General features: G+C 68.6%; 26 protein-coding genes. 12 read left to right on the top strand and 14 right to left on the bottom strand.

Annotated elements, in window-relative coordinates:
- Nucleotides 1-2 precede the first annotated feature (2 nt).
- Nucleotides 3-656, top strand: coding sequence for a TetR/AcrR family transcriptional regulator (locus BLR33_RS29280; protein WP_093787658.1), 654 nt, complete (start codon nucleotides 3-5; stop codon nucleotides 654-656).
- 177 nt (nucleotides 657-833) lie between these two features.
- Nucleotides 834-1,358: a TetR/AcrR family transcriptional regulator gene (locus tag BLR33_RS29275; protein WP_176930589.1), complete on the top strand. Its 525-nt coding sequence runs from the start codon at nucleotides 834-836 to the stop codon at nucleotides 1,356-1,358.
- Nucleotides 1,359-1,474: 116 nt separating this feature from the next.
- Here the strand turns inward: BLR33_RS29275 and BLR33_RS29270 are convergent, their stop codons facing one another.
- Together BLR33_RS29270 and BLR33_RS29265 are read right to left on the bottom strand one after the other, a co-directional pair.
- On the bottom strand, nucleotides 1,475-2,206 hold the full coding sequence (locus BLR33_RS29270; protein WP_093787656.1) for an NADPH-dependent F420 reductase: 732 nt from the start codon (nucleotides 2,204-2,206) through the stop codon (nucleotides 1,475-1,477).
- A 172-nt stretch (nucleotides 2,207-2,378) separates the two neighbouring features.
- Complete coding sequence (locus BLR33_RS29265; RefSeq protein ID WP_093787655.1) at nucleotides 2,379-3,014, bottom strand: TetR/AcrR family transcriptional regulator; 636 nt, start codon at nucleotides 3,012-3,014, stop codon at nucleotides 2,379-2,381.
- A 191-nt stretch (nucleotides 3,015-3,205) separates the two neighbouring features.
- Between BLR33_RS29265 and BLR33_RS29260 the strand changes: the two genes are divergently transcribed.
- Nucleotides 3,206-4,135 (top strand): MBL fold metallo-hydrolase, encoded by a 930-nt coding sequence (locus BLR33_RS29260; RefSeq protein WP_245771746.1) that lies wholly within the window; start codon nucleotides 3,206-3,208, stop codon nucleotides 4,133-4,135.
- Nucleotides 4,136-4,461: 326 nt separating this feature from the next.
- Here the strand turns inward: BLR33_RS29260 and BLR33_RS29255 are convergent, their stop codons facing one another.
- From BLR33_RS29255 to BLR33_RS29245, 3 genes are all read right to left on the bottom strand, one after another.
- Nucleotides 4,462-6,090 carry an acyl-CoA dehydrogenase family protein gene (locus tag BLR33_RS29255; protein ID WP_093787654.1) on the bottom strand — a complete coding sequence of 543 codons (1,629 nt, stop codon included), beginning with the start codon at nucleotides 6,088-6,090 and terminating at the stop codon, nucleotides 4,462-4,464.
- A 43-nt stretch (nucleotides 6,091-6,133) separates the two neighbouring features.
- Complete coding sequence (locus BLR33_RS29250) at nucleotides 6,134-6,727, bottom strand: TetR/AcrR family transcriptional regulator (protein WP_093787653.1); 594 nt, start codon at nucleotides 6,725-6,727, stop codon at nucleotides 6,134-6,136.
- Nucleotides 6,728-6,858: 131 nt separating this feature from the next.
- Entirely contained in the window at nucleotides 6,859-7,806 is a 948-nt protein-coding gene (locus tag BLR33_RS29245) for a GNAT family N-acetyltransferase (protein WP_245771745.1), read from the bottom strand.
- A gap of 153 nt (nucleotides 7,807-7,959) precedes the next feature.
- On the opposite strand from BLR33_RS29245, the gene BLR33_RS29240 reads away from it, so the two are divergent.
- The 4 genes from BLR33_RS29240 (at nucleotide 7,960) to BLR33_RS29225 (ending at nucleotide 11,680) form a co-directional block, all read left to right on the top strand.
- A complete protein-coding gene (locus tag BLR33_RS29240; protein ID WP_093787651.1) occupies nucleotides 7,960-8,817 on the top strand; it encodes an NAD-dependent epimerase/dehydratase family protein in 858 nt (285 codons plus the stop codon).
- Nucleotides 8,818-8,929: 112 nt separating this feature from the next.
- Nucleotides 8,930-9,805 (top strand): LysR family transcriptional regulator, encoded by an 876-nt coding sequence (locus tag BLR33_RS29235; protein ID WP_093787650.1) that lies wholly within the window; start codon nucleotides 8,930-8,932, stop codon nucleotides 9,803-9,805.
- Between the two features lie 151 nt (nucleotides 9,806-9,956).
- Nucleotides 9,957-11,291 (top strand): amidohydrolase family protein, encoded by a 1,335-nt coding sequence (locus BLR33_RS29230; protein ID WP_093787649.1) that lies wholly within the window; start codon nucleotides 9,957-9,959, stop codon nucleotides 11,289-11,291.
- A 29-nt stretch (nucleotides 11,292-11,320) separates the two neighbouring features.
- On the top strand, nucleotides 11,321-11,680 hold the full coding sequence (locus tag BLR33_RS29225) for a TetR/AcrR family transcriptional regulator (protein WP_093787648.1): 360 nt from the start codon (nucleotides 11,321-11,323) through the stop codon (nucleotides 11,678-11,680).
- On the opposite strand, the gene BLR33_RS29220 is transcribed toward BLR33_RS29225, so the two are convergent.
- From BLR33_RS29220 to BLR33_RS29210, 3 genes are all read right to left on the bottom strand, one after another.
- Nucleotides 11,616-12,338 carry an SDR family NAD(P)-dependent oxidoreductase gene (locus BLR33_RS29220; protein ID WP_245771744.1) on the bottom strand — a complete coding sequence of 241 codons (723 nt, stop codon included), beginning with the start codon at nucleotides 12,336-12,338 and terminating at the stop codon, nucleotides 11,616-11,618. The two genes, BLR33_RS29225 and BLR33_RS29220, sit on opposite strands and share 65 nt — an antisense overlap.
- A gap of 47 nt (nucleotides 12,339-12,385) precedes the next feature.
- Nucleotides 12,386-12,865, bottom strand: a complete 480-nt coding sequence (locus tag BLR33_RS29215) for a nuclear transport factor 2 family protein (protein WP_176930588.1) — start codon at nucleotides 12,863-12,865, stop codon at nucleotides 12,386-12,388.
- Between the two features lie 67 nt (nucleotides 12,866-12,932).
- Nucleotides 12,933-13,844, bottom strand: a complete 912-nt coding sequence (locus BLR33_RS29210; RefSeq protein ID WP_093787645.1) for an alpha/beta fold hydrolase — start codon at nucleotides 13,842-13,844, stop codon at nucleotides 12,933-12,935.
- A gap of 266 nt (nucleotides 13,845-14,110) precedes the next feature.
- On the opposite strand from BLR33_RS29210, the gene BLR33_RS29205 reads away from it, so the two are divergent.
- Entirely contained in the window at nucleotides 14,111-14,533 is a 423-nt protein-coding gene (locus tag BLR33_RS29205) for a MerR family transcriptional regulator (RefSeq protein ID WP_093787644.1), read from the top strand.
- A 207-nt stretch (nucleotides 14,534-14,740) separates the two neighbouring features.
- On the opposite strand, the gene BLR33_RS29200 is transcribed toward BLR33_RS29205, so the two are convergent.
- The 3 genes from BLR33_RS29200 to BLR33_RS29190 form a co-directional block, all read right to left on the bottom strand.
- Nucleotides 14,741-15,262 (bottom strand): LLM class flavin-dependent oxidoreductase, encoded by a 522-nt coding sequence (locus tag BLR33_RS29200; protein ID WP_245771743.1) that lies wholly within the window; start codon nucleotides 15,260-15,262, stop codon nucleotides 14,741-14,743.
- A gap of 25 nt (nucleotides 15,263-15,287) precedes the next feature.
- Nucleotides 15,288-16,181 (bottom strand): SDR family oxidoreductase, encoded by an 894-nt coding sequence (locus BLR33_RS29195; RefSeq protein WP_176930586.1) that lies wholly within the window; start codon nucleotides 16,179-16,181, stop codon nucleotides 15,288-15,290.
- Between the two features lie 398 nt (nucleotides 16,182-16,579).
- Nucleotides 16,580-17,062 carry a MarR family winged helix-turn-helix transcriptional regulator gene (locus BLR33_RS29190; protein WP_093787642.1) on the bottom strand — a complete coding sequence of 161 codons (483 nt, stop codon included), beginning with the start codon at nucleotides 17,060-17,062 and terminating at the stop codon, nucleotides 16,580-16,582.
- Between the two features lie 685 nt (nucleotides 17,063-17,747).
- Here BLR33_RS29190 and BLR33_RS29185 point away from each other — a divergent pair.
- Together BLR33_RS29185 and BLR33_RS29180 are read left to right on the top strand one after the other, a co-directional pair.
- Nucleotides 17,748-18,119, top strand: coding sequence for a DoxX family protein (locus BLR33_RS29185; protein WP_093787641.1), 372 nt, complete (start codon nucleotides 17,748-17,750; stop codon nucleotides 18,117-18,119).
- Between the two features lie 226 nt (nucleotides 18,120-18,345).
- Entirely contained in the window at nucleotides 18,346-19,329 is a 984-nt protein-coding gene (locus BLR33_RS29180; RefSeq protein WP_176930584.1) for an AraC family transcriptional regulator, read from the top strand.
- Between the two features lie 125 nt (nucleotides 19,330-19,454).
- Here the strand turns inward: BLR33_RS29180 and BLR33_RS29175 are convergent, their stop codons facing one another.
- The 3 genes from BLR33_RS29175 to BLR33_RS29165 all read right to left on the bottom strand — a co-directional run bounded on the left by BLR33_RS29175 (nucleotide 19,455) and on the right by BLR33_RS29165 (nucleotide 24,133).
- Nucleotides 19,455-20,384, bottom strand: coding sequence for an LLM class flavin-dependent oxidoreductase (locus tag BLR33_RS29175; protein WP_093787639.1), 930 nt, complete (start codon nucleotides 20,382-20,384; stop codon nucleotides 19,455-19,457).
- A 23-nt stretch (nucleotides 20,385-20,407) separates the two neighbouring features.
- Nucleotides 20,408-22,648 carry a CocE/NonD family hydrolase gene (locus BLR33_RS29170; protein WP_093787638.1) on the bottom strand — a complete coding sequence of 747 codons (2,241 nt, stop codon included), beginning with the start codon at nucleotides 22,646-22,648 and terminating at the stop codon, nucleotides 20,408-20,410.
- A gap of 72 nt (nucleotides 22,649-22,720) precedes the next feature.
- Entirely contained in the window at nucleotides 22,721-24,133 is a 1,413-nt protein-coding gene (locus tag BLR33_RS29165) for a homogentisate 1,2-dioxygenase (RefSeq protein ID WP_093787637.1), read from the bottom strand.
- A gap of 325 nt (nucleotides 24,134-24,458) precedes the next feature.
- Here BLR33_RS29165 and BLR33_RS29160 point away from each other — a divergent pair, with 325 nt between their 5' ends.
- The gene (locus tag BLR33_RS29160; RefSeq protein ID WP_093787636.1) at nucleotides 24,459-25,208 is read left to right on the top strand and encodes an SDR family oxidoreductase; all 750 of its coding nucleotides are present in this window, start codon (nucleotides 24,459-24,461) and stop codon (nucleotides 25,206-25,208) included.
- A 148-nt stretch (nucleotides 25,209-25,356) separates the two neighbouring features.
- Nucleotides 25,357-25,821, top strand: coding sequence for a MarR family winged helix-turn-helix transcriptional regulator (locus BLR33_RS29155; protein ID WP_176930582.1), 465 nt, complete (start codon nucleotides 25,357-25,359; stop codon nucleotides 25,819-25,821).
- Nucleotides 25,822-25,912 lie beyond the last annotated feature (91 nt).

Raw genomic sequence — 25,912 nt, 5'->3', positions numbered from 1 at the left:
GTATGACTGTGAACGAGTCCGGAGGTTCCCCTGCTCCGGCGTCCCGCTCCCGGCGTCGGCGTCGTGACGCGGAGGAGAACTCCACCCGCATCCTCGACGCTGCACGCCAGGTCTTCGCGGCCCAGGGCGTGGCGACCAGCATCGAGGTCGTCGCGGAGCACTCCGGACTCGGGCTGGGCACCATCTACCGGCACTTCGCCAACAAGGAAGCACTGGTCAACGAGCTCGCCCGACAGCTCCTGGAAGCCGCGGTCGACCTCGCCGAACGCCATGTCGCTTCCGGCGAGGACGCGCTGCGCCAGTACCTGTGGGATGTCGCGGAGCTGCTCGGCTCCCAGCCGGGGATCATCCGGACCATCTGGAACTTCCCCGGCTCCGAAACGCTGACGGCTCGTTCCCGTACCGCACAGGCCGGCCTGTTGCGACGGGCGCAGGAGGCCGGATCGGTGCGGGGAGATCTTGTGCCCGAAGACGTGGCGGTCGCCCTCTTCGCCGTCACAGGAATTCTCGACATCGGCCGTGCCGCGGCCGCGTCGGGGTGGCAGAGGCATCTGGAAGCCGTACTCATCGGCTGGGGCACGAGCGGCCCAGGGCTGCGGCATGCTCCGCTGACGGCGGCGGACATGGACGACATCATCAGCGGATCCGGCATCTGACAGGAATGCCCCGGCGGCGGGACTTCCGCCCGGGACTCCGCGATCGGCATCGGCTCGGAGGTATCCCCCTATCTCGACCGATTGGTCGAGTAGGGTGGAGGCATGACAGATCGCAGGAGACCGGCTCCCGGCCACGACCGTCCTCTGCGAACCGACGCGGCGCGGAACAGGCAAGCCTTGCTGGTCGCCGCCTCGGACGTATTCGCGGAACTGGGAACCGACGCCTCCGTCGCCCAGATCGCCGCCCGGGCCGGGATGGGCAAGGCCACCGTGTTCGGGCACTTTCCCAGCAAGGAGACCCTGCTCACGGCCATCGTCACCGATGAGGTCGACCGGCTGGTGGCGGCCGGCGAGCAACTGCCCGGCGATCTCGAACCCGGCCCCGCGCTCTTGGCCTTCATGAAGTTGCAGGTCGACCGCTACGCCGCCAACCGGGCGTTCATCGAGATCCTGCGCGAGGCCGGCGCCGCCGAGCGGCCGGAGATCCGCGCCCAGGTGGAGCGGCTTGCCGAAGCGTGCCGACCGCTGATCCGACGCGCGCAGGAGAGCGGAGCGGCCCGCTCCGATCTCAGCGCGCTGGACGTGGTGTTGCTCGCCTGCGGCGTCTACAGCGCGGCAGAATCACTTCTGGACCATGAGCCGGGCGCCTGCGAACGCTACCTGCACGCAGTGTTCGAAGGAATAGCGACCACGTCAGGGTGACCGGACCGCTCGGCACCTCGCGGACGGGAACGCCCGCCTGTCGCACGGAATGTGGGAGCGCGCCGGTGTGCGCGGGCACCGATGTCCGCTTGCGCCACCGCGACGGCGGGCCGGTCTCAGAACTGCCCGCCGGCCGGCCCCCGGACCGCGGAAGCGACCAGGGCTTCGACCTCGCCTCCCGGAATCGGGGCGCCGTCCGACTTGTCCATCCGCGCCATCAGTTCCTCACGAGGCAGGTCGGCGGGCATCGGGCCGAAGTAGGGCATGACGTAGACCGGGGTGGTCGGTTCGCTGCGCCAACTCGCCGACAGGGCTCCGATGTCCACGGCGTCGTAACCGAGTGAGTCCATCAAGCGGCTGACGGCTGCCTTGGCGGCGTCATCGTCGCCGGCGATGGGCAGAGCGGAGCGATCCGGTGATCCCGATGGGCGAGCGAGGGTGAGCAGCTGGTGATGGAAGACGTTGTTGAAGGCTTTCACCACCGTGGCACCGGGCAACGTCCGCTGCAGCAGCTCGCTTGAGGTGAGTTCGTTGGAGTCCAGCACCGGGAACCTGCCGTCGCGCTGAGGGTAGTAGTTCGTCGTGTCGATGACGATACGGCCGGCCAGTGCGTCGTTCGGCAGATGGCGATAGGCCGTCAGCGGCACGGAGACGACGACCAGATCCGCTTGAGCGGCTGCCTCACCGGTCGCCGCACGGGCGTGGCCGCCGAGTTCGGCGACGAGCCCGGCCAGGGTCTCGGGACCGCGGGAGTTGCTGAGGACGACGTCGATGCCGGCGGATACGGCCAGTCGAGCGAGATTACCGCCGATCAGTCCGCTGCCGATGAAGCCGAGGGTGGTGCTCACAGTCCAGTCTCTCCTTCGCCAACACTAACCCGACCGGTCGGTCGCTTTAGTGACTGTAACACCAACTCGACCGCACGGTCGCTTTTGTTGGTCGACCTTCCCGACCGCGGCTCGGCTGGGCATCAGCAGCAGTTGACCGGCTCACGCCGATCGAGGTGCTGGTCGCAGCCGATCATCCGTGGCCGGTCGAGGTGTGGCGGCAGACGAGGCCGACGAGATCGCTCCATCCCTGCACGAACTTTGCGCGCACCTGGTCGTTCTTGGCATCGGCGAAGTCGTCGACATGCAGCAGTAGCAGTGCGGGCCCGTCCAAGGCGGCCGTGAGCTGCGTGGCCAGGACGCCGCGATCGGAGACCGGGGGCTTGATCAGGTCGAGCAGCATCCGGATGTGGATCCGGGACAACGGTGTCTGGGCGCCCATCGGCGCGGATTGGCCGCCGTCCAGGGCCGCGCGGGCGATCTCGTAGTTGTCGAAGAGGAAATCGACCCGGGCGGCGCCGTAGGCGATCAGCCGCTCCAGCGGGGCGGCGCCAGGCCCCAGCGGCGGCGGCCCGCTCAGCACTGCCTGCTGGAGTTTGGTCTCTTCGTCCTCCAGCAGAGCCCGAAAGATTCCAGCGCGGCTGCCGAACCGGCGGAAGACCGTGCCTTTCCCCAGACCGGAGCTGGCGGCCAGGCCATCCATCGTCACCTTGGTGGCGCCGTGCTCAGCCATCAGGGCGCGTGCGGTGTCGAGCAGGTGCGCCCGGTTGCGTGCGGCGTCCGCGCGTTCCCCTCCTGCCTTGGACACCTGCACCACCGGTCGATCCATGCCTCAAGGCTACGCCCGGGAATATTAGCGGGGTAAAGTCCGTTTACGGTTCGGGCCTGCTGTTCAACAGGCAGCGGAGCGCCGATCCTGCCCGGTCCGGGCTTCGACAACGCGCACGTGGCCAGCTGCATCGCTGCGTCCAACAAGGTGCTGGGCAGGGTCCTGACCAACGAAATCCAGCCGGAAGGGCGATGACGATGACAGAATCCTCGGAGTCGACGGGCGCGCTGTCGCACCAGTCAAGGGTGCGCAGGCTCGACCTCGGGGAGGTGCGGCTGACCTATGTGATCGACGGGGCGATGGGCCTGCTGCCCGCGGTGTTCTTTCCCGATGTACCTGCGGACCACTGGAACAGCCACCCCGAATCGCTCGACGCACATGGGCGGGTCGCGATGTCGGTCGGCGGCCTGTTGGTCGAACGCGAGGAGGGAACCCTCCTGATCGATGCCGGGTTCGGTCCGTTCACCGGACACTCGCCGGCCGGTCCGATCAACAGCGGCGCGCTCCTGGAGACCCTCGGCTCGCTCGGCGTCGAACCCGCGGACATCGATGCGGTGGCGTTCACGCACCTGCACGTCGACCATACCGGCTGGGCCTTCACGCCGACGGCCACGGGCACCCTCGACAAGACCTTTCCCGAAGCGCGCTACCTCGTCGCCTCCGAGGAATGGGCACCGCACAAGAACGGGCACACCGTGGTCGGCGCGTCGCCCGCGCCCGTGATCACGCGGTTCGCCACCGCCGCCACCCTCGTCGCGGACGACGAAGAGGTCTTCCCCGGTGTCCGGACCCTCGTCACCCCCGGACACAGCCCCGGACACACCACTTACGTCATCACCTCCTCGACGGGCCACCGGCTGGTCGTATTCGGCGACGCGTTCCACATCCCCGCCCAGCTCGCACACCCGGAGTGGTCCTCCCGCCCCGACGCCGACGGCACCGGAGTCCTCACCGCACGCCGTCGGCTGCTCAAGGAGCTCGACCAGCCCAACACCTCCGGCTTTGCCTTCCACTTCGGTGACCAGGCCTTCGGACGTCTCGTCCGGGACAGTGAGGGGCGCCCCGCCTGGGAACCCTTGCCCACCACCCTGCTCGGCGACCCACCTCGCGAACTGGACTGACGGAACACGTCCACCGCTTCCGCGGAAGCGCCGACCTCACCGGCGGGTCGGCGCCCGCTGCTTCTGCGGGTCCTTGCCATTTCGTGGAGCAGGTGACAGCTGCAGATCGGCCGCGTCGGGCGCCCTGCGCTCGGCGCGCCCGATCGGCGGGCACCTCGGGTAGCAGTTCGGGGAACTCGACGTACTTCGCTCGGTCGCCCTGCCGTCCTGCGCTGCCGGAACGCCGACCGCGGTTCCCGGGCCCCGACTCGCCCAGGAGGCCCGCAACTGGTCTCCCGGCCCTGTGAGGCCTCGTGCGCCGTCCGTGCCGGGAGTGGAGCGCACGCTCATCGCACCGCGGCCCGCTCGAGGATCGTGTCGGTGTCGAGGCCGGTGGGCAGCGTGCCGTAGGCGTGGCCCCACCGGCTGTCGAGGCGGGTAGCGACGAACGCCTCGGTCACGGCCGGGTCGCCGAAACGCAGGAGCTGCGCGGCCTGGAGGAGGACCGCGGAGCGCTCCACGAGGGAGCGCGCTCGGTATTCGAGGTCCGCTTCCTCGGCGAAGTCCTTCGCGAGGAGGGACAGTTGGTCGTCGTACCGACTGTCGGCGCCCTTGGCGCGGTCGAGTTCGGCGAAGAAGGCCTCGTAGGCGTCGGGTTCGCGGCGCATGGCGCGCAGGGCGTCGAGCGCGGCGACGTTGCCGGACCCCTCCCAGATGGAGACCAGCGGCGCCTCGCGGTACAGGCGCGGCATCCCGGATTCCTCGATGTAGCCGTTGCCGCCGAGGCATTCGAGCGCCTCCGCGGTGTGGGCCGACCAGCGCTTGCACAACCAGTACTTGGTCACGGCGAGCCCGAAGCGGCGGAAGGCCGCCTCGGCCGCGTCACCGCGCGCCGCGCGGTCCACCGCTCCGGCGAGCCGCAGCACCACGGTGGTCGCGGCCTCGGAGTCGACCGCCAGGTCGCTGAGGACATTGGCCATGGCGGGCTTGCGGACCAGCCGGTCGCCGAACGCGGAGCGGTGGGTGGCGTGGTGGATGGCCTGAGCCGTGCCGATCCGCAGCCCCGCGGCGGCCCACAGCGAGCAGTCCAGGCGGGTCATGTTGACCATCTCGATGATGGTCCGCACCCCGCGTCCCTCCTCTCCCACGCGCCATCCGGTCGCGCCCTCGTACTCGATCTCGGACGAGGCGTTGGACCGGTTGCCCAGCTTGTCCTTCAGGCGCTGGAGCCGGACAGCGTTGCGTGTCCCGTCCGGGAGCACCCGGGGCACGAGGAAGCAGGTCAGGCCGCCCGCGGTCTGCGCCAGGGTGAGGAAGAAGTCGGACATGGGCGCCGACGTGAACCACTTGTGTCCGACCAGCCGGTACGAGCCGTCGGGGCAGGGCGTGGCGGCGGTGGTGTTGGCCCGTACGTCGGAGCCGCCCTGCTTCTCCGTCATCGACATGCCGGCGATGAGGGCCTGCTTCGTCTCCGGAACCCGCAGCTCCGGGTCGTAACCGGTGGTGGTGAGCAACGGCTCGTAGCGCGCCGACAGTTCCGGATCGGCGCGCAGAGCGGGCACGACCGCGTACACCATGGCGACGGGACAGAGGTGGCCGAAGTCGGTCGTGCTCCACGCCATCATCTTCGCCGCGCGCGCCACATGGACGCCGGGGCGGTCCGAGGCCCAGGCAGTGCCGCCGAGACCCGCGCCGAGCGCGAGACGCATGAGCCCGTGGTAGGACTCGTCGTACTCGACCTCATCGACCCGGAAACCGTAGCGGTCATGGGTGCGCAGCACCGGCGGATGCTCGTTGGCCTTCGTGCTCCAGCGCTGGGCCTGCTCACCGCCTGCCAGCAGCCCCAGGTCCCGCACCTCCTGCTCGGCCCACCCCGCGCCCTCCCTGTGCAGGCCCTCGAAGAGCGCGGGGAATGCCGACAGATCGCGGCCGGTCAGCGGGGGCACCTGGTTGAGCACTTCGTGTGTGACGGACACGGGCGTTGCCTCCTGGAGGATGTGGCCGAAAGAGCGGGGAGCGTCATCGAGGGGTGCCGTCGAGCACGCCGCGCATCAGCGCCGCCCACTCCAGGACCGACCGCTGCTGGTCCTCCTGGCCCAGGGAGCGGCTGACGGTCAGACCCCGCATCACCTGCACGGTCAGCGTGACCATCGTCCGGTACCGCGGATGCCGGCACACGTCGGGGCCGAAGATCTCGTCGATCACGTCGTGCAACCGCCCCAGCGCCACCCGCTCCGCCGCGAGCAGCGCGTCCCGCAACGGCTCGTCGGCCCGGGCAGCCGCCCACAGCTCGAGCTCCGCCTCGAACGACGGGCGCCTGCTGGCCCGGTACAGCACGCCGATACCGCGCTCCACCGGGTCAGGGCCCGGCGGCGTGCGCTCCGACTCGTCCAGCACGGCCTGCAGATTGACCTCCACCAATTCGGCCACCGCCGCGGCCGAAAGCGCCTCGCTCGTCGGAAAGTGGTGCAGAAGGGCGCCGCGGCTGATTCCCGCGTCCCGTTGCACGCCAAGTGCGGTGGTTGCCGCGTACCCCTTGTCCACGAGGGACCGCACGGCCGCGGCGACGATACGGGCACGCGTCTCGCGGCGCTGCTCGTCTCGTTGCGTCATGGTGGTGGCTCCCGCCGGATTTCACAGTCAGTATTGACTGTGAAATGATCCTCTCACAGTCACTGTTGACTGTCAAAGAGCTGGCTCTGGAGCCACCGCCGGTGCAGGGGGTGCGCAGCCACCGGGCGGTGTCAGCTCTTGGGCCGCCAGACCCAGTTGCGGCGCTCGTAGGCCACCTCGAACCCGAGGCGAAGCATGTTGTGAAGAGATGAGTTGTGACTCCCGTCGGTTTCCGCACCGGTCTCGGCGACGAGCAGCCGGCACCCGAACTCGGCCGCGGCCCGCGCCCGTGCGGCGAGCAGCTCGGTCTGGCCTCCGCGGTTGCGCGCGTGCGGAAGCACCGCTCCGCCGAACATCTGTCCCGCTTCACCGCCGTGGTGGACGGTGCCCGCTCCCACGAGCTCCCCGTCGAGCCAGGCGCCGTGGGGACTCCAGTCCGGGTCCGTCACCGAGGCCGCGGCCATCGCCCTGAGGTGCTCTCCGGGCATGCCGAAGGCGTCCATCATGACCGATGCCCAGCGCTCGGCGTCGCCGGGCGCGACGGGGGCGACCCGTATGCCGTCGGCCCGCTTCCTGTCCGGTGCGTCGGCGCGGGCCACCACCTCGTCCACCTCCCCGACGAGCTTGACCCACGACGACCCGCCGACGATGCCCTCGCGGGCGCAGATCTCGGCCCAGTCCTCGGGTATCACCGAAGGCGCCAGCTGAAGAACGGCCAGCGGGGTGCCCTCCGCCCGGTAGAAGGCGCACACCTCGGCGATCAGTTCGGAAGTGACCGGGGACGTACGGCCAAAGCCGAGTGCCTTGCTCCAGAACTGCGTCGGGTCGTTCCGCACGGACAGCACGAAAGCGTCTCCGACACGGGTGGCGTTCATGCCGAGCGCGGAGCGCACCGCCTCGGGCGCACCCGTCTCGAACCTGAACAGTGCCTCCGCCTCGGAAGCCTCGGCCAACGGCAGCGATCTCGACGCAGTCACGAAAAGCCCTCTCTTGTCCGACCGGGCCCACGGCGTGCGCCCTTTGCCGGCGGCATCGTACGCCAGTGCGTTTGTCCCGCACGTGCCGGAGAAACCGTTCATCGGGACACCGAAGCGAGGCGACCGTGAGGAGCCCGGCCTGTGATGCCCATCGGGCATCACAGGTGCCGAATCAGGTCTTGGACGCCCGCACCGGCCAGGTCGCACAGTGGAGACATCCGAGGTACTTGCCGGAATCAGAGAATGGGATGTGTCATGAAGGTCTTCGTCACGGGTGGCTCCGGTTACATCGGCACGGCGGTCATCAAGGCCCTGATCCGCCACGGGCACACCGTGCGCGCGCTCGCCCGGAGCGAAGCCTCCGCCGGGGCGGTCGAGGCGGCGGGAGCCGGCGCCGTGCGCGGCGGACTGGCCGACCTCGGCGTGCTCAACGAGGCCGCCGCAGGCGCCGAAGCCGTCATCCACCTTGCACAGGCCGAATCGGGCGAGGAGGACCTCGCCGCCGCGACGGCGATGCAGGACGGCGTCGGCGCGGGCACCTACGTGCACACGGGCGGCGTGTGGGTATACGGCGACACCGACGGTGTCGTCGACGAGAACGCCCCCTGGAACCCGCCCGCGCTGGTCGCCTGGCGCCGCCCGGTCGAGGACGCCGTCCTGGCCCGCACCGCCCGCGGCGGCCGCCCGGTCATCATCCGGGCCGGCTTGCTCTACGGAGGCGACAACCGCCTCATCGACATCTTCTTCACCCAGCCGGCCAGGAAAACAGGCGCCGTCGCTTACATCGGCGACGGCAGCCAGCACTGGGCTCTCATCCACCTCGACGACCTCGCGGAACTGTACGTGGCGAGCCTGCGAGCGAAGGCCGGCTCGGTCTTCGCGGGCGTCAGCGGCGTCAACCCGACCGCCAAGGAGATCGCCGAAGCCATCAGCCACGGCATCGGCCTGCACGGCAGGACCGCGTCCATCACCCTGGAGCAGGCCCGCACCGACATGGGCCCTGTTGCGGACGCCTTCGCCCTCGACCAGCAGTTCACCGCCGCACACGCCCAAGCCGAACTCGGCTGGACCCCCGCACACATCGACCCCCTGGCCGTCTTCGCCCAGGGCTGACCGCGAACCACCCCCGCCGGCGGAACGACGGGGAGGACGGGGAAGCGGGTCTCCCATCCGCACGCAGGATGACAGCGGGGCCATGCGGCTCCACAGGAGATGAGAACCGGGCATGGATATCGACCTGCGCCGACTGCGCTACTTCGTGGCGGTCGCCGAGGAACTGCACTTCGGTCGCGCGGCCGAGAGACTCCATATCGCGCAACCCGCCCTCTCCCGCCAAGTCCAGGCGCTGGAAGAGCACTTGGGTGTACAGCTCTTTCACAGGAACCGGAGGGGAACAGGTCTCACCTCCGCCGGCTCCCTGCTGTTCAAGGAGGCGCCGCAACTGCTCGGCGCATCGGACGCCTTGGTGCGCCGCGTCGCGGCAGCCGCCGGCGGCGCACCGCGGTTCACGATCGGTTTCATGCCGGGCATCACGGTGACTTCGGCCGTGCGTGCGCTCGCCGCCACCCGCCCCGGCCTCGAAGTCCGACTGCTGCGCACCGGCTGGGACGACCAGGTCGAGGTATTGCGCGACGGACGGGCCGATGTGAGCATCGTCCGCCTTCCCGTCGACCCGAGCGACCTGGACATGCTGCCCCTGTTCACCGAACCGCGCGTCGCCATTCTGCCGGCCGACCACGCGCTGGCATCGAGGGAGACACTCGGTGTGGCGGAACTGGCCGGCGATCACCTCCTGCAGGACCCGAACGCGGTGCCGGAGTGGCGCGATGTCGCCAAGGAGCTGCGCACCGGGGCGCGCACCGCCGTACCACCGATCCACAGCGTCGAGGAAAAACTCGAACTGGTGGCAGCCGGAGTGGGCATCTGCGTCATCCCGCGCTCGACCGCGAACTTCTACACCCGCCCGGACGTCTCAGTCGTCCCCGTACGGGACATCGGACCCAGCAAGGTCTGTCTGGCCTGGATGGCCACGCGAAACTCGCCGGTCATCCGGCACTTCACCGAATTGGCGAGTTCCCTGACACCCCCCGTGCCGGCCTGACCCCCGCCGACTCCCGTACCCGCGCCACGCTCTTCGACGTGCCGTACGCCGGCGTGTCCCGGTGCGTTGGCGCGCCGGCCGGCAGTGGCCGGGACCGACAGCCCTGGCATCAAGCCTCGATGTCCTCATCCGATCGAAATGGAGCACAGGCATGCCCAACGAAATCCTGATCACCGGAGGCCACGTCGTCACGGTCGACGACACGCTCGGCGACCTGCCCGGCGGTGACGTGCGCGTGCGCGACGGTGTGGTCGCCGAGGTCGGTACCGGCCTGCAACCGTCCGGCCAGGACACCGAAGTGGTCGACGCTCGCGGGCGGCTGGTGATGCCCGGCATGATCGACAGCCACCGGCATGTGTGGCAAGGAGCCATCGCCGGCTACACCCCGCAGATGACAGGTTACGGGTACGGGCCCGCAGTGCTCACCGGCATCTCCCTGCGGCACACACCGGACGACATCTACGCCGGCACCCTGTGGGGCGCGCTGCAAGCGCTCGATGCGGGCATCACGTCGATCGGCGACTGGGCGCACGCGCTCCACTCGGCCGAGCACGCGGACGCCGACCTGCTCGGGCTGCAGCGCTCCGGCATCCGGGGCGTCTTCTTCTACGGGGGCCCCGGCCCGGCCGGCGACGACCCGAACCCACCGCATCCGCAGGACGCGCGCCGCCTGCGCGACGAGCACTTCCCCCGTAACACGGCCAACGGCCGCCTGCGGATGGGCATGGCACTGCGCGGCCCGTGCTTCACCTCTGCCGAGCGCAACGCCGAGGACTTCGCGTTCGCCCGCGAACTCGGCCTGCCCATCTCGATCCACGTCGGCATGGCGGGAACCGCCGACGCGGTCATGACACTCAAACGCGACGGGCTGCTGGGCCCGGACATCAACTACACCCACGGCAACCAGCTCACCGACACCGAACTCGACCTCATCGCCGCCAGCGAAGGCACACTCACCATCACGCCGAGCACCGACATGCTGATGCAGTTCGGCACCTACCCCGCGACCGGGCGGGCTCTGGAGCGGGGCATCGTCTCCGGCTTCGGTGTCGACACCATCTGCAGCGCGGGCACCGACCTGTTCTCCGAGATGCGCCTCGCCCTTGCTGCCGAGCGGTCCCGTGCGAACGCCGGCGCCCTCGAACGCAACGAACTGGTCCACGAAGTGGCCCTGCACCAGCGGGACATGCTCCGCCTGGCCACCGTGGGCGGCGCCCAAGTGCTCGGGCTCGCGGACGAGACCGGCACGCTCACGCCGGGCAAGCAGGCGGACATAGCCATCGTCGACATGCGCTCCCCGCACCTCGACGGCTTCGGCGACCCTGTCGCCATGCTCGGCCTGGGCGCAGGCCCGGCCGATGTCGAAGCGGTCCTGGTCGGCGGCGAGTTCGTCAAGCGGGACGGCGCACTCGTCGGCCCGTATGCCGCCGAGGCCCGCGACCTGATGCACAAGGCACAGGAACGGCTCCGCGCCTCGGGTTCCTGAGGCGGGGGCACGCGGGGAGTTCAGCTCCGTTGGACCCTGCCCGCCGGGCCGCGGGTGGCGGCGGCAATCGCCGTGACCCGCTGCGCGCCGACGCAGCACGCATCCGGAATACGCTCCTGGCCGCCGCCTTCGAGTTGTTCGCCGAGCAGGGCTCCGAGACCTCCAACGCCCAGGTCGCCGCCCGAGCCGGCGTCGCCAAGGGGACGGTCTTCGGGCACTTCCCCCACGAGGCCCTGCCGGCAGCCGTCGTGAGCGGCGAGGTCGACCGACTGGTGACGGCGACCGGCCGGCTGCCCAAGGGCGGCAGCCCCGGCGCGCACACGGTCAGGCGCCGGTCACTGCTACCGTGGTCCGACCACCGTCGACGTCGAGAACGACACCGTGAATGAAGGACGCCTCGTCGCTGGCGAGGTAGACGGCCGCGTGGGCTATCTGCTGCGGGCTTTCGACCTTGTTGGCCACCGTGCCCCGCACGTAGTGGTCAGCTCCCTCAGCGGGATTCTCGGCGATGACTCCCGGGGAGATCGCGTTGACGTTCACGCCGTGGGTCCCGTATTCGGCTGCCCAGGCCCGGGTCAGCGTCTCCAGGGCACCTTTGCTTGCGGCGTACGCGGTGGCGACCGGGATGCCGAGTCGGACGATCCATGAGCCGAGGACGATGACCGAGCCGGTGCCTCGTGCGGCCATCTTCGGAGCGATCTCGGCTGTGAGGAAGAATGCGCTCTTGACGTTGACTGCGAACACCTGGTCGAACATGGCTTCGTCGGTGGCCGCGGTGGTGGCTCCTGGAAAGATGCCGGCATTGTTGACAAGGATGTCGATATCGGCGCCGAGCGCTGCTGCGGTATCTGCTGCCAGCTTCCGCGACGCGGCGGCGCTGCCGTCCAGTGTCGCCGGGACGAAGACGGCCCGGCCGCCGGCGTCGGTGATCTCGGCGACGACCTGAGCGCCCCGTGTCCCATCGCGACCGCTGACGGCGACCACCGCGCCTTCGGCGGCGTACGCGATGGCGATGGCGCGGCCGATGTTGCTGGTCGCTCCCGTCACCAGTGCCGTCTTCCCCGGGAGCCGGCCCGGGGTACGAGCACCCGCGTTCACTGTGCGAAGTCCATCCGGAGGCGGGTCTGGACGAGCTTGTCGATCTTCCAGGTGCCCTCCACCTTCACAAGGTCACAGCGGTAGTGCCCGTAGCCGTGGACCGACGTGAACGTGACGTCGCCGAGCTGGACGGCGCCGCCGCTCCCATCGTCGGGCGGAGTGATGAGATCTTCCATGTTGACCACGATCGAAGCGGACGTGGTCGACTGCACCTCAGCGGTGTAGGAGAACAGGTGGTGAATCGCTCGAGCGTTCCCGACACTGCCGCGGATGGTGTCTTCGATCTCGCGGGGGCCGGTCAGATCCAGGTACAGCTCATCACGGGGGCCGTAGGTCCTGAACGACGCTGCGGGAGTGAACAGGCCCGCGAGCTTGCCCCATTCAGCATGATCTGCGTAGTAGACATACCACGCCATCACTTCACGGATGGCATCGACGGCGACCAACCGCTCGGTGTCCGACACGACGTCAGTCATGATTCGGCTTCCTTCTTTCCGGGTGTGCGATCTGGGCGCGCTTCGGCGTGGGGGCCGAGGCTGCGGTTCAGGCGAAGAATCGGAGCAGTCGCTCCGCGGTGGCCTCCGGGTTGTCATAGGCATAGGCGTGCGAGGCGTCGGGGATGACGTCGTCCTCCAGGCTCTCGGCCACCTGACGGGCACCGGTCAGCAGTTCCTCGCGGAAGTAGCCGTGGTCGCCGTTGAGCACGAGCACGGGCATCGGCAGCTTGCCCGTGAAGGCCTCGCGGTTCGCCCGGCCGTCCTCGACCATGGAGGCGTAGTGCTGCAGGCCGCCGCGCAGTCCGAGCGGGCCGGTGAAGTGGGGCAGGTAGTGAGCGATGCCGAACGCCTCAGCCTCCGGTCGCACGGACGTCTCCTTCCAGAAGTAGGGAAGGAAGGCACTCTCCTTGCCCTGGGTGAGGAAGGCCGCAGTGTCGACCTGGGCGAAGAAGGCGAAGGTCCAGGTGCCTCCCTCGGCGACGTTCATCTTCTCCTCGAGGCCGAAGCCGGGGATGAGCGTCTCGGACAGAACCAGCCGCCGCACATCGTCGGGGTGCCGGGACGCGTAGGCGTAGGCGACCATGCCGCCCACGTCCATGCCGACCAGGTGGATCGGGCCGAGATCGAGTCCGGCCGCGATCTGGCGGATGTCCTCGGCAACGTTCGTCTTGGAGAACGTGTCGGTTTCGGCCGGTGCCGAATACCCGACGCCCCGCAGATCCGGTGCGAGAACGGTGTGTCCGGCCGCGGCGAGGCGGGGCATGACCGAGCGCCACACCTCCCAGGTGAACGGGAAGCCGTGGACCAGCACGACCGCGGGTCCCTCTCCTCCGATGACGTAATGAATGCGCGTGCCATTGACCTCGGCGTACCGGTGGGAGAACCCCTCCATGCCCGCGACGCCGGCGCCGTCGGCGGGCGGTGCGGGAGCGGTCGCATTCGTGTGCGGATCGGCCATGGAAGCCTCTCTTTCGTAGCAGGTGAAGCCACGCTAAACCTTGGACTGCACTCCAAGGTCAAGTCCTGGATGGCAGCGATCGCAGAACCGGCCGAAGGGACGCGAGGCAGGGGGTGCCGGACGCCATCGCGACGGCTGGAGGTGACGTCGGGCGACGTTCGGTGGCCGCGGTTGAGCAGAGCGCGACGCAACTGCCGTGGAGTTCTGGCCCGAGAAACCTTGGAGTATTGTTCAAGGATGAATGCCGATACGAGGAGGCCGGCCGGATGCTGATCGGAGAGTTCGCCCGGAGGGTCGGTGTCACGACGGACACGATCCGGTTCTACGAGAAGATGGGATTCTTCTCCAGTGCTCGGGCGGACAACGGCTACCGCACCTACTCCGAGAAGGACCTTGAGACGGCGGAACTCATCGCCACGGGCAAGGCGACCGGATTCTCGCTACGAGAGATCCTGCTCTTCACCGATGAGATGGCCGGCGGGTCGATCGACCATGCCGCGGTCCAGCAGAGCTTGCAGGAGAAGCTGGACGTCATCGACGCGCGCATCGTCTCGCTGAGGAGGACTCGGCGACTCGTCCAGCAGCAGATCGACCGCTGCAAAGCCATTGAGGCATCTGAGGCCGAACTGGTCGGACCTGGTGCGCGGCCGTCGACCGCGGAGGGTTCCCGAAGCCGGGGCGCCTCCTGAGGACCTGACTCCGGCCGCAGCGAGGGCGAGGCATGCGGACCGTCTCGGTGCCCGTGGCTGATGGCCGTAGGCCTCGGTGGTTCTCCGAAGAAGGCCAGTCCGAACGCGATCTCGGCCGGATCTGCGGCGGCTTCCACAGTGCTCGTCTCGCTGGTGCTCAACGCGCTGCTGTCGCTTGTTCGGCGAGGATCCCGCGGACCCGGGGGATCACTTCGGTGCCGAAGAGTTCGATGTTGCGCATCCGTGCCTGGTGGGGGACCCGGCCGGGGGCGTAGACGAGATCGAACCGGTCGACATCCAGCAACGTGATGGTCTCGGCGAGGCGTTGGGTGACGGTATCCGGCGATCCGACATAGAACGAACCTTGCGTGACCTCGGCGAGGAACTGGTCGTGGGAGGGGACGCGCCAGCCGCGGATCCTGTTCCGAGGGTCGAGAAGTCGTGGAATACCCGTACGGGGTCCTGGGTGCTCAGCACGGTTACCGCGGTGCCGAGCCTGATCGTCGAAGTGCGACCGGCGACGGCGGCGAGGAATACCGATGGAGCCGTGTTCATCTGGTCGTCGCGATAGTGCTCACCCATGTTGAAGGAGTCGATCGCGACCTCGTCCGCGAGTACTGCCTCATCGACCACGTCGCGCACTGCCTGGGCCGGGTCGACGACGCCACCGCGCCCGTCGTCGGTCAGGTAGATCGGGCTGTCCAGCCCGAAGTGAATGTTCCTGCTCACCGCCGTGCCTCCTTGGGGCGCAGGATCATCGCTTCATCTTTGCTGCGAACTGCTCCGGCGTCTCCTCGAGCACGCCGACCCCGTCGGCCGGATGCTCGTGCACCAGCGCGGGGACCTCCTGCGCCAGGGCCTCCGGGGTCCATCCGCCCAGCCGACGGAGGACATGGTTCTCGAACGGGTCACTCCACCCGGCGATGCGGTCACCCGCGGAGCTGAATATCTGACCGGTCACCTCCTTGGACAGGTCGGAAAGCAGGTAAACGACCAGCGGGGCGATGTCATCGGCCTCGCCGCGGATGCGCAGACCGGTGCCCTCGGTCATCCGGGTGTTGGCAGCGGGGGAAACGCAGTTCGCCCGGATCGACGTGCCGGCCAGGTCCATGGCTGCGGTCTTGGTCAGCGCCACCACACCGGCCTTCGCCGCGCGATAGTTGGCCAGGTGAGGTGTCGGAGAAAGGTACCCCGACCCGAAGGCGACCAGCGACCCGCCCGATCCCTGCTTCGCCATCGCGCGAGCCGCGGTCTGCATCATCGTGAAATGACCGCGCAGATGGGTATTGACGACGTCATCCCAGTCTTGCTCGCTCATGTCGAGGAACGAGCTCGGACGGAGGATGGCCGCGCAGCAGACCAGACCGTCGACCCGGCCCCACCGCGATACGCCGGTCTCCACGATCCGCTCTGCGCCGGCCATCGTCGTCACTGAATCAGCGACGGACACCGCCTCGCCGCCTTGCTGCCTGATGGCCTCCACGACGTCGTCGGCGGCGGCTGAGGATGGCGCACCCCCGTCGAGCGCGACTCCGTAGTCGGCGACCACGACGCGTGCGCCTTCGGCCGCGGCGGCGATCGCAACCGATCGTCCGATCCCGCGTCCCGCACCAGTCACCACGATGCACTTGCCGTCCAGCAGTCCCACGGTCGTTCTCCCTCGCTGTGCCAGCCCTGCAGACGCGGACGACCCGCGACTGGAGGCCCTCTACGACAGCGATGCTAGGCATATAACCAATGATTGGTCAATGACCAATCATTGGTGAGTGGTCATCGATGAGGGTCGTCGCTGCGGCCCCGACAACATGACGTGAATCACCAAGGCAGTCCCCACCCTGGAGCGGCGACGCTGAGAAGGATCAGTGATCGCACAACGGCCGGGCCACGGAAAGAGGCTCGCCGCGTCGGGGCAGAGGCCGAAGGTTCGGAGCAGGCGGCAGGGCGGACGGCCGGGGGTGTCGGGGCGGGCTGTGTCGCCACCGGCCGAGAAAATGTGCTCGGGCGGTCGCGAACATGCGCTCGGGCGGGTTGGGGGCCGCCTCCGGGTCAATCTGCGGCTGGAGCGTCCTCACCGGAACACGCCGGCGACGCTGTGCCCGCCGCTCGCCGGAGCAGTTCGAACAGGGTTGCGCGCTCATCTCTGTCGAGCGCGGCGAACAAATGATCTTCCACGGCGACGCCACGAGCCAGGGACCGCGCCACCTCGTCCTGGCCCTTGCCGGAGAGCTCAATGATGTGCCGGCGCCGATCCAGCGGGTCACGGCGCCGCAGAACCAGGTCGCGCTCTTCGAGTTCCTTGAGCAGGGCAACCACGTTGCTCGGATCCAGGCTCAGCGCCTCGGCCAGACGCAGCTGGCTCTGCGGGCCCAGGTCCGCCAGCAGGCGCAGCGCGATCAGGTGTCGCGGCCGCAGGCCCCCCGGTGCCATCTCGTTGAGATATGCGCGGCGGCCTGCGCGGGCCAAGTGCTCGAGCAGCGGGAGCATGCTCTGCGACTCGGCGGCGTCGACCTGCCCCGCTTTCTCGGTCATGTGCCAACGGTACCTGAGGCACCACCTGTTCTGCGGGTCCTGGGGCCCCGGTGACCCGGCGACCGCGCCCAAGGGGTGAGCTTGCGGTCGGCGTGATCGGAAACGCCTGTGCGCCGCCTGGTCGGCCACCGTTGCCACTATGCACTCTCCGTCGTCCGGAGGAGGGCGGCGAGCCGCAGATGACAAGCCCCCGCGCCCCCGCCATCGGCAGTGCGATCGACGCCGGACGGCGGAACGACCCGGACGGCCGACGGTTCGGCGAGGACGAGTCGTAGGCAGGGCCGGTCTCCCGGCGAGGAGTCCTGTCGCGACGAGCGCCGACGTCAGCGCCGGAGCGAGTGGGCCGGCGTGTGCCTGAGCACCTCTGTGAGTTGTCCGTCGCGTCGCGAAACTGTATGGTGAGTGACCAATCAATGGTGTATCACCATTGATTTGCGCGTCGCTGGCGAACTGAGATGGCCGATGTTTCCGTCGGCCCACCCCTCCCAACCGCAGATCGATGCGCCCAACCGGATGCTCGAGGAGCCGGTCCTGTGGACCAGCGGCCTCCCGAGCGTGCGCAAGGCGGAGGCAAATGACGCATGAGGTGCTCGATGACCAGTCACTCGCAGAGATTCCATGAGGCGACCCCAGCGATCGTCACGAGATCCAGCCGCCCTCAGGGCGAGATCGGGAGTTGGTCCTGATGGACGTTTTCGCCTGGATCCTGACCAGCCTGCTGGCGCTCGTCTTCCTCGTGGCCGGCCTGGTCAAAGCCGTGACGCCGTATCCCAAACTCATGGAGAACCCCAGCATGGGCTGGGCCGCGGACTTCACGGCGTGGCAGGTCAAGACCATCGCGGTCCTCGAGGTGCTCGGAGCGGTTGGCATCGTCGTGCCCTGGGCCTTCGACACGGCCAAGGTGGTTGCGCCGATTGCCGCTGCGGGCCTGGCCGTCACCATGGTGGGTGCGACGATCGTCCACGGCCGGCGTGCCGAATGGTCCCAAGTGGCCGTCAACGCCGTGCTTTTTGCGCTCGCGGTGGCCGTCGCCGCGGTTCGCTTCGCCCAGCTCTAGGCCGACCGCGTGGGGCCGCGAGGCGGGTCCGGGACGCCGCCGGCACCGTCCACCGACGGTATGACGCGCGCGCAGCGGCCGAGGCGACGGAGGATCCAGGATGACGAGGGAAGAAGTGGACGGGCTCGGCGGTGACTTCCCAGGGCGCGCCAGTGCTGCGCCGGGCGCCCGGCGACCGCTGCCGAGCCCACCTCGGCACGCGGGCGTTCTGGGTCGATCGGAGTCCATGTCCACCGCAACGAGCGATGTCGGCGAGGCGGCGAGACTGCTGAGCGGCACATACGGCGAGGTCACGGTTCGGAACGCGCGGCACGACGGTCGCTTCCGGCTGCGGATGCGATCGATCCTCCTCGGCCATGTGACCGTCACATCCACCGAGGTGTCGCCGTGCTCCGTCCTGGGGGCCCGGCACGACGACTACACCGTCTACCTCCCGCTTCGTGGGACCGTGCGTGTTGCCACCGGCGCGGCGTCGTCGACCCTGAGCGGATCGGCCGGCGTCATGCTCTCCCCGGCAAGCGGCATGGTCTCCTCCGAGCACCTCTCGGAGGAGTGTGAGGTCCTCACCATCAGCATCGAGCGCGCCTTGCTGGAGGCCGAACTCGGCGAGCTGCTGGGACACAGCATTCGGTCCGGAGTGGTCTTCGAGCCGTTCTTGGACGTCACGGAACGTGGCACGTTCGTCCACACACTCCGTCTCCTTCAGGCCGTCCTTGCTGATCCGCGGGGCGCGGACGTCCATCCGGTGATGTACCGCCGGCTTGGCCGTCTGGTGACGCTGAGCCTCCTCCTCAGCCAGCCTCACCCCTGGTCCGAGGAAATCCGCCGGTCGGCGGGTTTCGGGGCTCCCGCGCCAGTTCGTGCCGCGCTGGCAGCCATCGACGAGGCGCCACTGAAGTTCATGACTGTCCGTGAGATCGCCCAGCATGTGGGACTCAGCGTGCGGGCGTTGGAGGCCGGCTTCCGGCAACATGTCGGCACGAGTCCCATGGCGTACCTCCATCGAGTGCGCATGGCCGGTGCGCACGAGACGCTGGAGAGCTCCGAACCGGAACTGACCACCGCGACCGCCGTCGCCCAACGCTGGGGATTCAGCCATTACGGCCGGTTCGCCGCCGAATATCGAAGGCGCTACGGAATCAGCCCTGCCGACACCCTCCGACGCCGGCCGCCGACCCCGGTGCGGCGTGGTGACGAATCGCCGTCTTGAGGCTCAAGGCGCCGGGCACTCGCCGCACATCGGCACCCACGCCGGCCAGCTCTCCCGCGGGCACCGCACATCGGGGCGCGACGCCGGGCCGACGCCGGTAGGCAGCGGCGTCGGCCCGCTCGTGCTCAGGCGAAGCGCGGCAGAACCTCGGTCCCCAGGCGCTCCATCTGCTCCTCCTCATCGAACAGCGGTGTCAGGAGGATCAACTCGGCACCCGCAGCGGCCACCTCGCGTAGTCCGGCCTCGCATGCGTCCGCGTCCCCGTAGAGAGCTACAGGGGTGAGGTCGGGCATCTGCCCACCCGAATAGCGACCGAGTTCCGCGAAGGCCGCGGCGACACGCTCTCGTGCCTTGCCCGTGTCGTCATCGATGGCTGTGTACACGCGTTTGGCCAGCTTGAAGCTGCCCGGGTCGCGTCCCGCGGCGGCAAGTGCGTTGCGGATGACGTCGACCTGGGCTGCGAAGGCCTGCGTGGTCTGCGATCCGGCACCGAAGAACCCGTCGCCCAGCGCGACCGCGCGGCGAAGCGCTTTGGGGCTGTGCCCACCGAACCAGAGCGGCGGCCTGGGCTTCTGGAAGGGCTTGGGTTCGAAAGCGGCGTCCTCGACCTGCCAGAACTCTCCGGCGAAGTTGACGGTGGGCTGGGTCCAAAGCGCCTGCATGAGCCTGATGCCCTCCTCGAAGCGGCGCCCTACGTCTTCGGCGCGGACTCCGTAGGCCAACATCTGCCGACCTTTGGTCGCTCCGGTGGCCACCCCGATCTCCAGCCGTCCGCGGCTGAGCTGGTCGATGGTCAGGAGGCTCTTGGCGAGATGGACCGGGCTGTGGAACGTCGAGAGAAGCACCGCGCAACCGAGTCCGAGGCGGGGATTGGACGCTGCCGCGAAGGTGAGCAGGTCCAACGGGGCGAGGCGCCCGACGTGGCCGAAGACCATCTCCTGGGTCCATGCGCTCTCGAAGCCCAGCTGCTCCGCGCGGTTCAGGAAGCTCCGCAGGGAATCCGGATCGAACGTGCCGTCGGGGATCAGGTCGGGAATGGAAATGGCGAATCTCATGGTGACCTTCGTGCAGTCGGGAATCAGGCGGACGTCGCTGCCGAGTGCCCCAATGCCGGTTGTACGGGCGGGATCACGGGAAGTACGAGGCGGCTCGGACGGCCTTGTCCGACGTGGAGGGAGTTCTGTGCCCCGTCGTGGTAGGAGTGGTCGTACTCGCGATGGGCGTAACTGAAGTCCGGGTTCCGTTGACCGCCGCGCCCCTCGATGGGGGCGATGTCCAGCAGCAGTCGTTGTCCGGCACGGATCACGGCCGTGGCGGGCAGCAGCTCCACCTCGACGAGGACGATGTCGTCGCGAGACGTCAACGGGAGCAGGTCGGATTCGAGATGAGTGTGCCACGGACGATCCCGGGATCTCGTCGGATCGGTCCTGCGGTGGGAGACCTTCAGAAGCCCCCATGTCATGGCCACCTCGGAGGCTTCGTCCTCAACCGCGTAGCGGACCTCCTGGCCGTCCTCGTCGACCACGCGCACGGACACGAACAGATCCATGTCCTGTGTCGTCGAGGAGACCCACAGCTCCGCCTTGACGTGGCCTCCGAGGTGAAGGTCGGCGCTCAGCGGCCGGGTGAGGAAACGCACGCCGCTGGCGACCCTGCTCTCGAGACTGTGATCGGGCACGTCCGCCGAGTAGTCGACTCTCTCGACCGTGGCTGCAGGGACGTCCGTGAGCGAGTACATCCGGTCGGGCCCGGGAACTGCGGGCCGGGCACCGGCTGGACCGGCATCGAGGTAGTAGCTGAGGTATTCGGTTCCGGGTACCGGCCAGTCGCTCTCGTCGCGCCAGGAGTAACCCCCTTGACCGGTGCGCATCAACAGGCGGACCGGGGGAGCCGGCGGAGCGGAACCCTCGCCCTTGAGGTACCAGTCGAAGAATCGATACTGATCTTCGAGGCAGTGCTCGTGGAAGAACGGGATGTAGTTCTCCGCCAGCAGAAGCAGGTGCGCGGGTCCCTTGGCCTGCTTGAAAGCCTCAATACCGCCGCGCCCGTGGATGTTCAGGGTCTGGCTCACCGCGGCGAGAAAGGGCACGGTGATCGCCGAGAGATCGGGACTGACCGGGCCCCCCGCCCCCGTTCTGTAGGCGGGGCCGTCGAAGCGATGGGCCTTCAGGTGGTCCAGGAAGTCCGCCTGCGGCCGGTGGGTGGTGTTGGAGCTGACCCACTCCCACCAGTTCGCACGGTACTCCTCGTTGAAGATTCCGCCCGGGTAGGCGAGTTCACGGTAGACGTCGACGTCGCTCGCCCACGGGATCATGGCCTTCAGCGATGGTGGCGCCAGCGCGCCGACGTTCCACTGGTTCGTTCCCAAGTAGGACTGGCCGAGGGTGCCGACCTTGCCGCTTGACCAGGGCTGCGCCGCCGCCCATTCGATCGTGTCGTAGTAGTCACGGGCTTCGGCCGTGGAGAACGGTGCGATGTCGCCGGGCGATCCTCCGACGCCACGGGAATCGGCTCGGACGAGAACGTACCCACGCGGCACCCAGTCGATCGCATTGGCACTGCCGTAGTTCTCGGTGTAGTGGATCAAGGAGGACGGGAACCCGTGCGGGACGTCCGGCGGTCCGGACTCCTGCCACTCGTCCTGCTTCTGCTCCGACTTGTGACGGTCCTCCGCGGTGAGGACCGCGCCGTGGGGGTATCCGCGCCCGTAGACGCTCGTCCGCACAATGACCGGGTAACGCCCTGGCGCCGTGGGCAGGAAGACGTCGGCCAGCACGAAGGAGCCATTCCGTGTCGGCACCCTGACATCGGTCAGACGCTTGATGCCACGCGCGCTGCGGTGCAGATGATTGCGCGCCACCCCGGCATCACGCAGGGTGCGGCCGATGCGGCCGAGGAAGTCACGGACGGCCTCCTGGGCCTCGAACTCCGTCTCGGCGACATCGAAGACGATCGTGCCGGGACGGATCTCCGCGGCCGAGGCGAGGATCTCGTCCGTGATGACGATGCCGTCGGCGAGGTCCAGCCCCGCACCCAGACTCTGCAGAAGGCGGGCCACGTTGGTGGCGTACGCAGATGTCCTACCGAACAGACCGTCGCGCTTGCCACCGGCTCCCTCAAAGTCGAGGCTGGTGATCGCAGGACCTGCCTGTGCCCGGCCGAGGAACATCGGACCGAGCCGGAACTCGACGGATTCCCCCGGGAAATAGTGGAACGTGCCGCCCCTGCCGGTGCGTCCGGTCCGGGTCGGTGTAGCGAAACTCAGGCCTTCCACGGGGCCGTCGGCGAAGACGCCCACCTGGATGTTGTCACTCTCCATCGCAAAGATCTTCCTTGTCTCCGAGCATTGCGCTCGTTCGCTTCCGGGCCGGGGCCGCTTACGCCGGGTGCGTCAGGAGCGCTCGACGGACTGCGCACTGCCCGATGCGGGGCCGGTGAAGTGACTGATCAGCCCGTCGAACATCGGCTGGTCGTCGGGCAAGCGCCGATCGGAGGTGGCCGCGGCCGATGTCAGCACCAGCGGGTGCGGAGCCTCGAAACCCAGGAGGAGACCGAAGTCGAGGGGGATGGGGTCTTCTCCCGCGTCGGTCGCGTACTCCCAGGCACTCGGCGGCACGCCGTGCGGCGTCAACTGGTTGACGACCTCGGTGTATCCGACCTCGGACCACGATCCGGCCTTCAGATCCTCTTCCGGAGTCCCTTCCGGCGCGCTGATGCGAACGATGTACTCGGTGGCGACGTTGCGGTGGTACCAGTTGGGTCGGAACGTGTTCCTCTGGGCGAACCACCCTCGGCTCGCCGTGAAGAGGTCGATGTTGTTCACACCCGGCAGACCGGTGGGCGACACCAGGAGCGTGGCGATCGAAGGATCGGTGTGGTCGAAGCTGGTCGAGTGCACCATCTGGAAGCGGCTCAGGTCGTAACGGTAAGGCACGTGAGTGCCATGCCAGGCGACCACGTCGAACGGCGAGTGATCGTAGGTCGCCGTCCAGAGATTCCCGCCGGTCTTCTGAACGACCTCGACCGGACGAGCGGAGTCCTCGTAGGCGGCCACCGGCGCTTCGAAGTCCCGCGCATTGGCCAATCCGTTGGCGCCGAGCACACCCAGCTCCGGCAGCACGAAAGGCGCTCCGTAGTTCTCCACGACGATACCGCTTGCCGCGCCGGCCCCGCCTGAACTACTGGAGAGGAGATCGACGCTGAACTTCACTGCACGCGGAATCAACGCGATGTGCCCCGGCGGGACGCTCAAGCGACCGAACTCCGTGCGAACCATCACCGTCCGCTTCGTGGGAATGATCACGAACTCGCCGTCGGTATTGCTCATCACGCGGTCGGGCATCGACGTGTTGGCGCAGTACCAGTGCACAGCCATTCCCGAACTGCTCTCCGGTGATCCAAAGCCGCCTTGCGTCACGAGACCTGAGATGAAGTCGGTCCCGGGAGCCGGTTCGGACACCGCACTCCAGGCAACTTTGTTCGGTTCGGCGCCGGAATCGGTGAACGGCCCCGACCGTATCATTCCGTTGTCCATCCGGGTGAAGTGCGGATGGACGACCGAGGGCCGAATACGGTAAAGCCATGACCGACGCATGGTTGCACGCGGCACGAGGAACGAGGTCCCGTTGAGTTGCTCGGTGTAGAGCCCGTATGCAGGACGTTTGGGGTTGTTCTGCCCGACCGGAAGGGCCCCGGGGAGCGCCTCACTGGAGTGCTCATTGCCGAACCCGGTCACATAGGACGTCGGTTCGTCACCATCAGCCGCCTGCGGCTCTGCGCGCGTTTCCAGTGTATTCCTGCCCATTTCCGTACCTCTCGTACGTGGCCTTCGATCTGCTCGTACTCTCGGTCCCGCCGCAGAGGGAAGATTCGAGGCACTCCTTCGAAACTTCGAGTATGCGGATCGCTTCGTCACCACGGTAGAAGCGCGCACGGCCGCGTCGGCAGCCATTAATCGCCGTCCGCAGTCCGATTCTCGCCTCGGGGTGCCGCGGCCCCTGAGCCAGCCTGGTGCCCGCGGGCCGGGCGAAGGCCTCGGCATGTAGTTGACGCGTCACCTATCTGGAGGTACCGTCATTGAAGATTCAAGGAGTTGCGGTCCTCGGACCGCCCGGAAGCAGGAGCACACCATGGGACAGCTGGACGGCAAGACAGTCGTGATCACCGGCGGGACCAGCGGCATCGGGCTGGCCACGGCGGAGCGCTTCAGCCGGGAGGGCGCTCACGTCTACATCACCGGGCGCCGCAAGGACGCCCTCGACCAGGCGGTCGGGCGGATCGGTGGAAACGTGACGGGAGTCCGGGCCGACAGCGGCAATCCGGCGGACCTCGACCGCCTGTACGCCGCCATCGCCGACGCCGGGCACCGTATCGACGTCCTGTTCGCCAACGCCGGCGGCGGCGAGTTCGCCAAGCTGGAGGAGGTCACCGAGGAACACTTCGACGCCACCTTCGGCACCAACGTCAAGGGGACGCTCTTCACCGTGCAGAAGGCCCTCCCGCTCCTCGTCGACGGAGCGTCGGTGATCCTCACCGGCTCCACCGCCGCCACCGTCGGCAGCGAGGCGTTCGGCGTCTACGGCGCGTCCAAGGCCGCCATCCGCTCCTTCGCCCGCACCTGGGCGAACGAGCTGCGCGGCCGCGGCATCCGCGTCAACGTGATAGTCCCCGGACCGATCACGACCCCCGGCCTGAACGGGCTCGCCCCCGACGAGGAACAGGCCGCCCAGCTGCGCGGCGTGCTCGCTGCGGGCGTGCCGCTCGGCCGGATGGGGCAGCCCGAAGAGGTCGCGAGCGTCGCGCTCTTCCTCGCCACCGGCGAGTCGAGCTTCATCACGGGCACCGAGATGTACGTCGACGGCGGCGCCAACCAGGTCTGACGCCGACACCCGCGGGCCGATCCAGCCGCGCCGGCCCGCTGACCGCTCTCCGCCCGGACGGGCGCGGCACGGCAGGGGGGCGCGGTGAGGACGGCGATGGGGGAGAGGGGGACGGGTCGGGATGCCCGCCTTCTCGTACGATGCACGGATGGACGCGACACCGCGCTGGCTCACTCCGGTCGAGGAACGGGCGTGGCGTGGCCTGCTGCGGATGCACGACCTGGTGGTGGGCGAGGCAGGCCGGGTCATGCAGAGCGAATACGGCCTGTCCGGCGCCGAGTACCCGGTGCTGGCGGAGCTGAGCCGTGTCCCCGGCGGCCGGCTGCGCATCCTCGAACTCACCAAGGTGCTCGGGTGGGAGAAGAGCAGGGTCTCCCACCAACTCGCGCGTATGGTCAAGCGCGGCATCCTCGCCCGCGAGGAGTGCGTGGAGGACGGGCGCGGGGCGTACGTGATGATCACCCCCGCCGGCCGCGCGGCGATCGAGGCCGCCGCACCCCGGCACGTCGAGGACGTCCGGCGGCTGCTGCTCGACCACCTCACCCCCGGCCAGGTCGTCATGCTGGCCGAGATCGCCGAGACGGTCATCGAGAAGAACAGCACGGACAGTTGATACCGCGGGTCCTGGCCCACCCGAACCGAAGAGCCCGCTGAAGGTCGTGGCGAAGACCGCGGTTCGTCACGCACCATGGCGCGAGCATATA

Source organism: Actinacidiphila guanduensis, assembly GCF_900103985.1.
Lineage (GTDB): Bacteria > Actinomycetota > Actinomycetes > Streptomycetales > Streptomycetaceae > Actinacidiphila > Actinacidiphila guanduensis.
This window is presented reverse-complemented; position numbering and strand designations above follow the sequence as displayed.

What these genes read in the sequence shown, in the direction of transcription:
- BLR33_RS29180 (WP_176930584.1), top strand. Translation starts at nt 18,346, where the DNA reads ATGTCCACCGCAACGAGCGATGTCGGCGAGGCGGCGAGACTGCTGAGC.
- BLR33_RS29155 (WP_176930582.1), top strand. Translation starts at nt 25,357, where the DNA reads ATGGACGCGACACCGCGCTGGCTCACTCCGGTCGAGGAACGGGCGTGG.
- BLR33_RS29160 (WP_093787636.1), top strand. Translation starts at nt 24,459, where the DNA reads ATGGGACAGCTGGACGGCAAGACAGTCGTGATCACCGGCGGGACCAGC.
- BLR33_RS29265 (WP_093787655.1), bottom strand. Translation starts at nt 3,014, where the DNA reads ATGGATCGACCGGTGGTGCAGGTGTCCAAGGCAGGAGGGGAACGCGCG.
- BLR33_RS29170 (WP_093787638.1), bottom strand. Translation starts at nt 22,648, where the DNA reads ATGGAGAGTGACAACATCCAGGTGGGCGTCTTCGCCGACGGCCCCGTG.
- BLR33_RS29250 (WP_093787653.1), bottom strand. Translation starts at nt 6,727, where the DNA reads ATGACGCAACGAGACGAGCAGCGCCGCGAGACGCGTGCCCGTATCGTC.
- BLR33_RS29230 (WP_093787649.1), top strand. Translation starts at nt 9,957, where the DNA reads ATGCCCAACGAAATCCTGATCACCGGAGGCCACGTCGTCACGGTCGAC.
- BLR33_RS29245 (WP_245771745.1), bottom strand. Translation starts at nt 7,806, where the DNA reads ATGAACGGTTTCTCCGGCACGTGCGGGACAAACGCACTGGCGTACGAT.
- BLR33_RS29240 (WP_093787651.1), top strand. Translation starts at nt 7,960, where the DNA reads ATGAAGGTCTTCGTCACGGGTGGCTCCGGTTACATCGGCACGGCGGTC.
- BLR33_RS29165 (WP_093787637.1), bottom strand. Translation starts at nt 24,133, where the DNA reads ATGGGCAGGAATACACTGGAAACGCGCGCAGAGCCGCAGGCGGCTGAT.
- BLR33_RS29280 (WP_093787658.1), top strand. Translation starts at nt 3, where the DNA reads ATGACTGTGAACGAGTCCGGAGGTTCCCCTGCTCCGGCGTCCCGCTCC.
- BLR33_RS29260 (WP_245771746.1), top strand. Translation starts at nt 3,206, where the DNA reads ATGACGATGACAGAATCCTCGGAGTCGACGGGCGCGCTGTCGCACCAG.
- BLR33_RS29190 (WP_093787642.1), bottom strand. Translation starts at nt 17,062, where the DNA reads ATGACCGAGAAAGCGGGGCAGGTCGACGCCGCCGAGTCGCAGAGCATG.
- BLR33_RS29210 (WP_093787645.1), bottom strand. Translation starts at nt 13,844, where the DNA reads ATGGCCGATCCGCACACGAATGCGACCGCTCCCGCACCGCCCGCCGAC.
- BLR33_RS29185 (WP_093787641.1), top strand. Translation starts at nt 17,748, where the DNA reads ATGGACGTTTTCGCCTGGATCCTGACCAGCCTGCTGGCGCTCGTCTTC.
- BLR33_RS29215 (WP_176930588.1), bottom strand. Translation starts at nt 12,865, where the DNA reads ATGACTGACGTCGTGTCGGACACCGAGCGGTTGGTCGCCGTCGATGCC.
- BLR33_RS29235 (WP_093787650.1), top strand. Translation starts at nt 8,930, where the DNA reads ATGGATATCGACCTGCGCCGACTGCGCTACTTCGTGGCGGTCGCCGAG.
- BLR33_RS29175 (WP_093787639.1), bottom strand. Translation starts at nt 20,384, where the DNA reads ATGAGATTCGCCATTTCCATTCCCGACCTGATCCCCGACGGCACGTTC.
- BLR33_RS29205 (WP_093787644.1), top strand. Translation starts at nt 14,111, where the DNA reads ATGCTGATCGGAGAGTTCGCCCGGAGGGTCGGTGTCACGACGGACACG.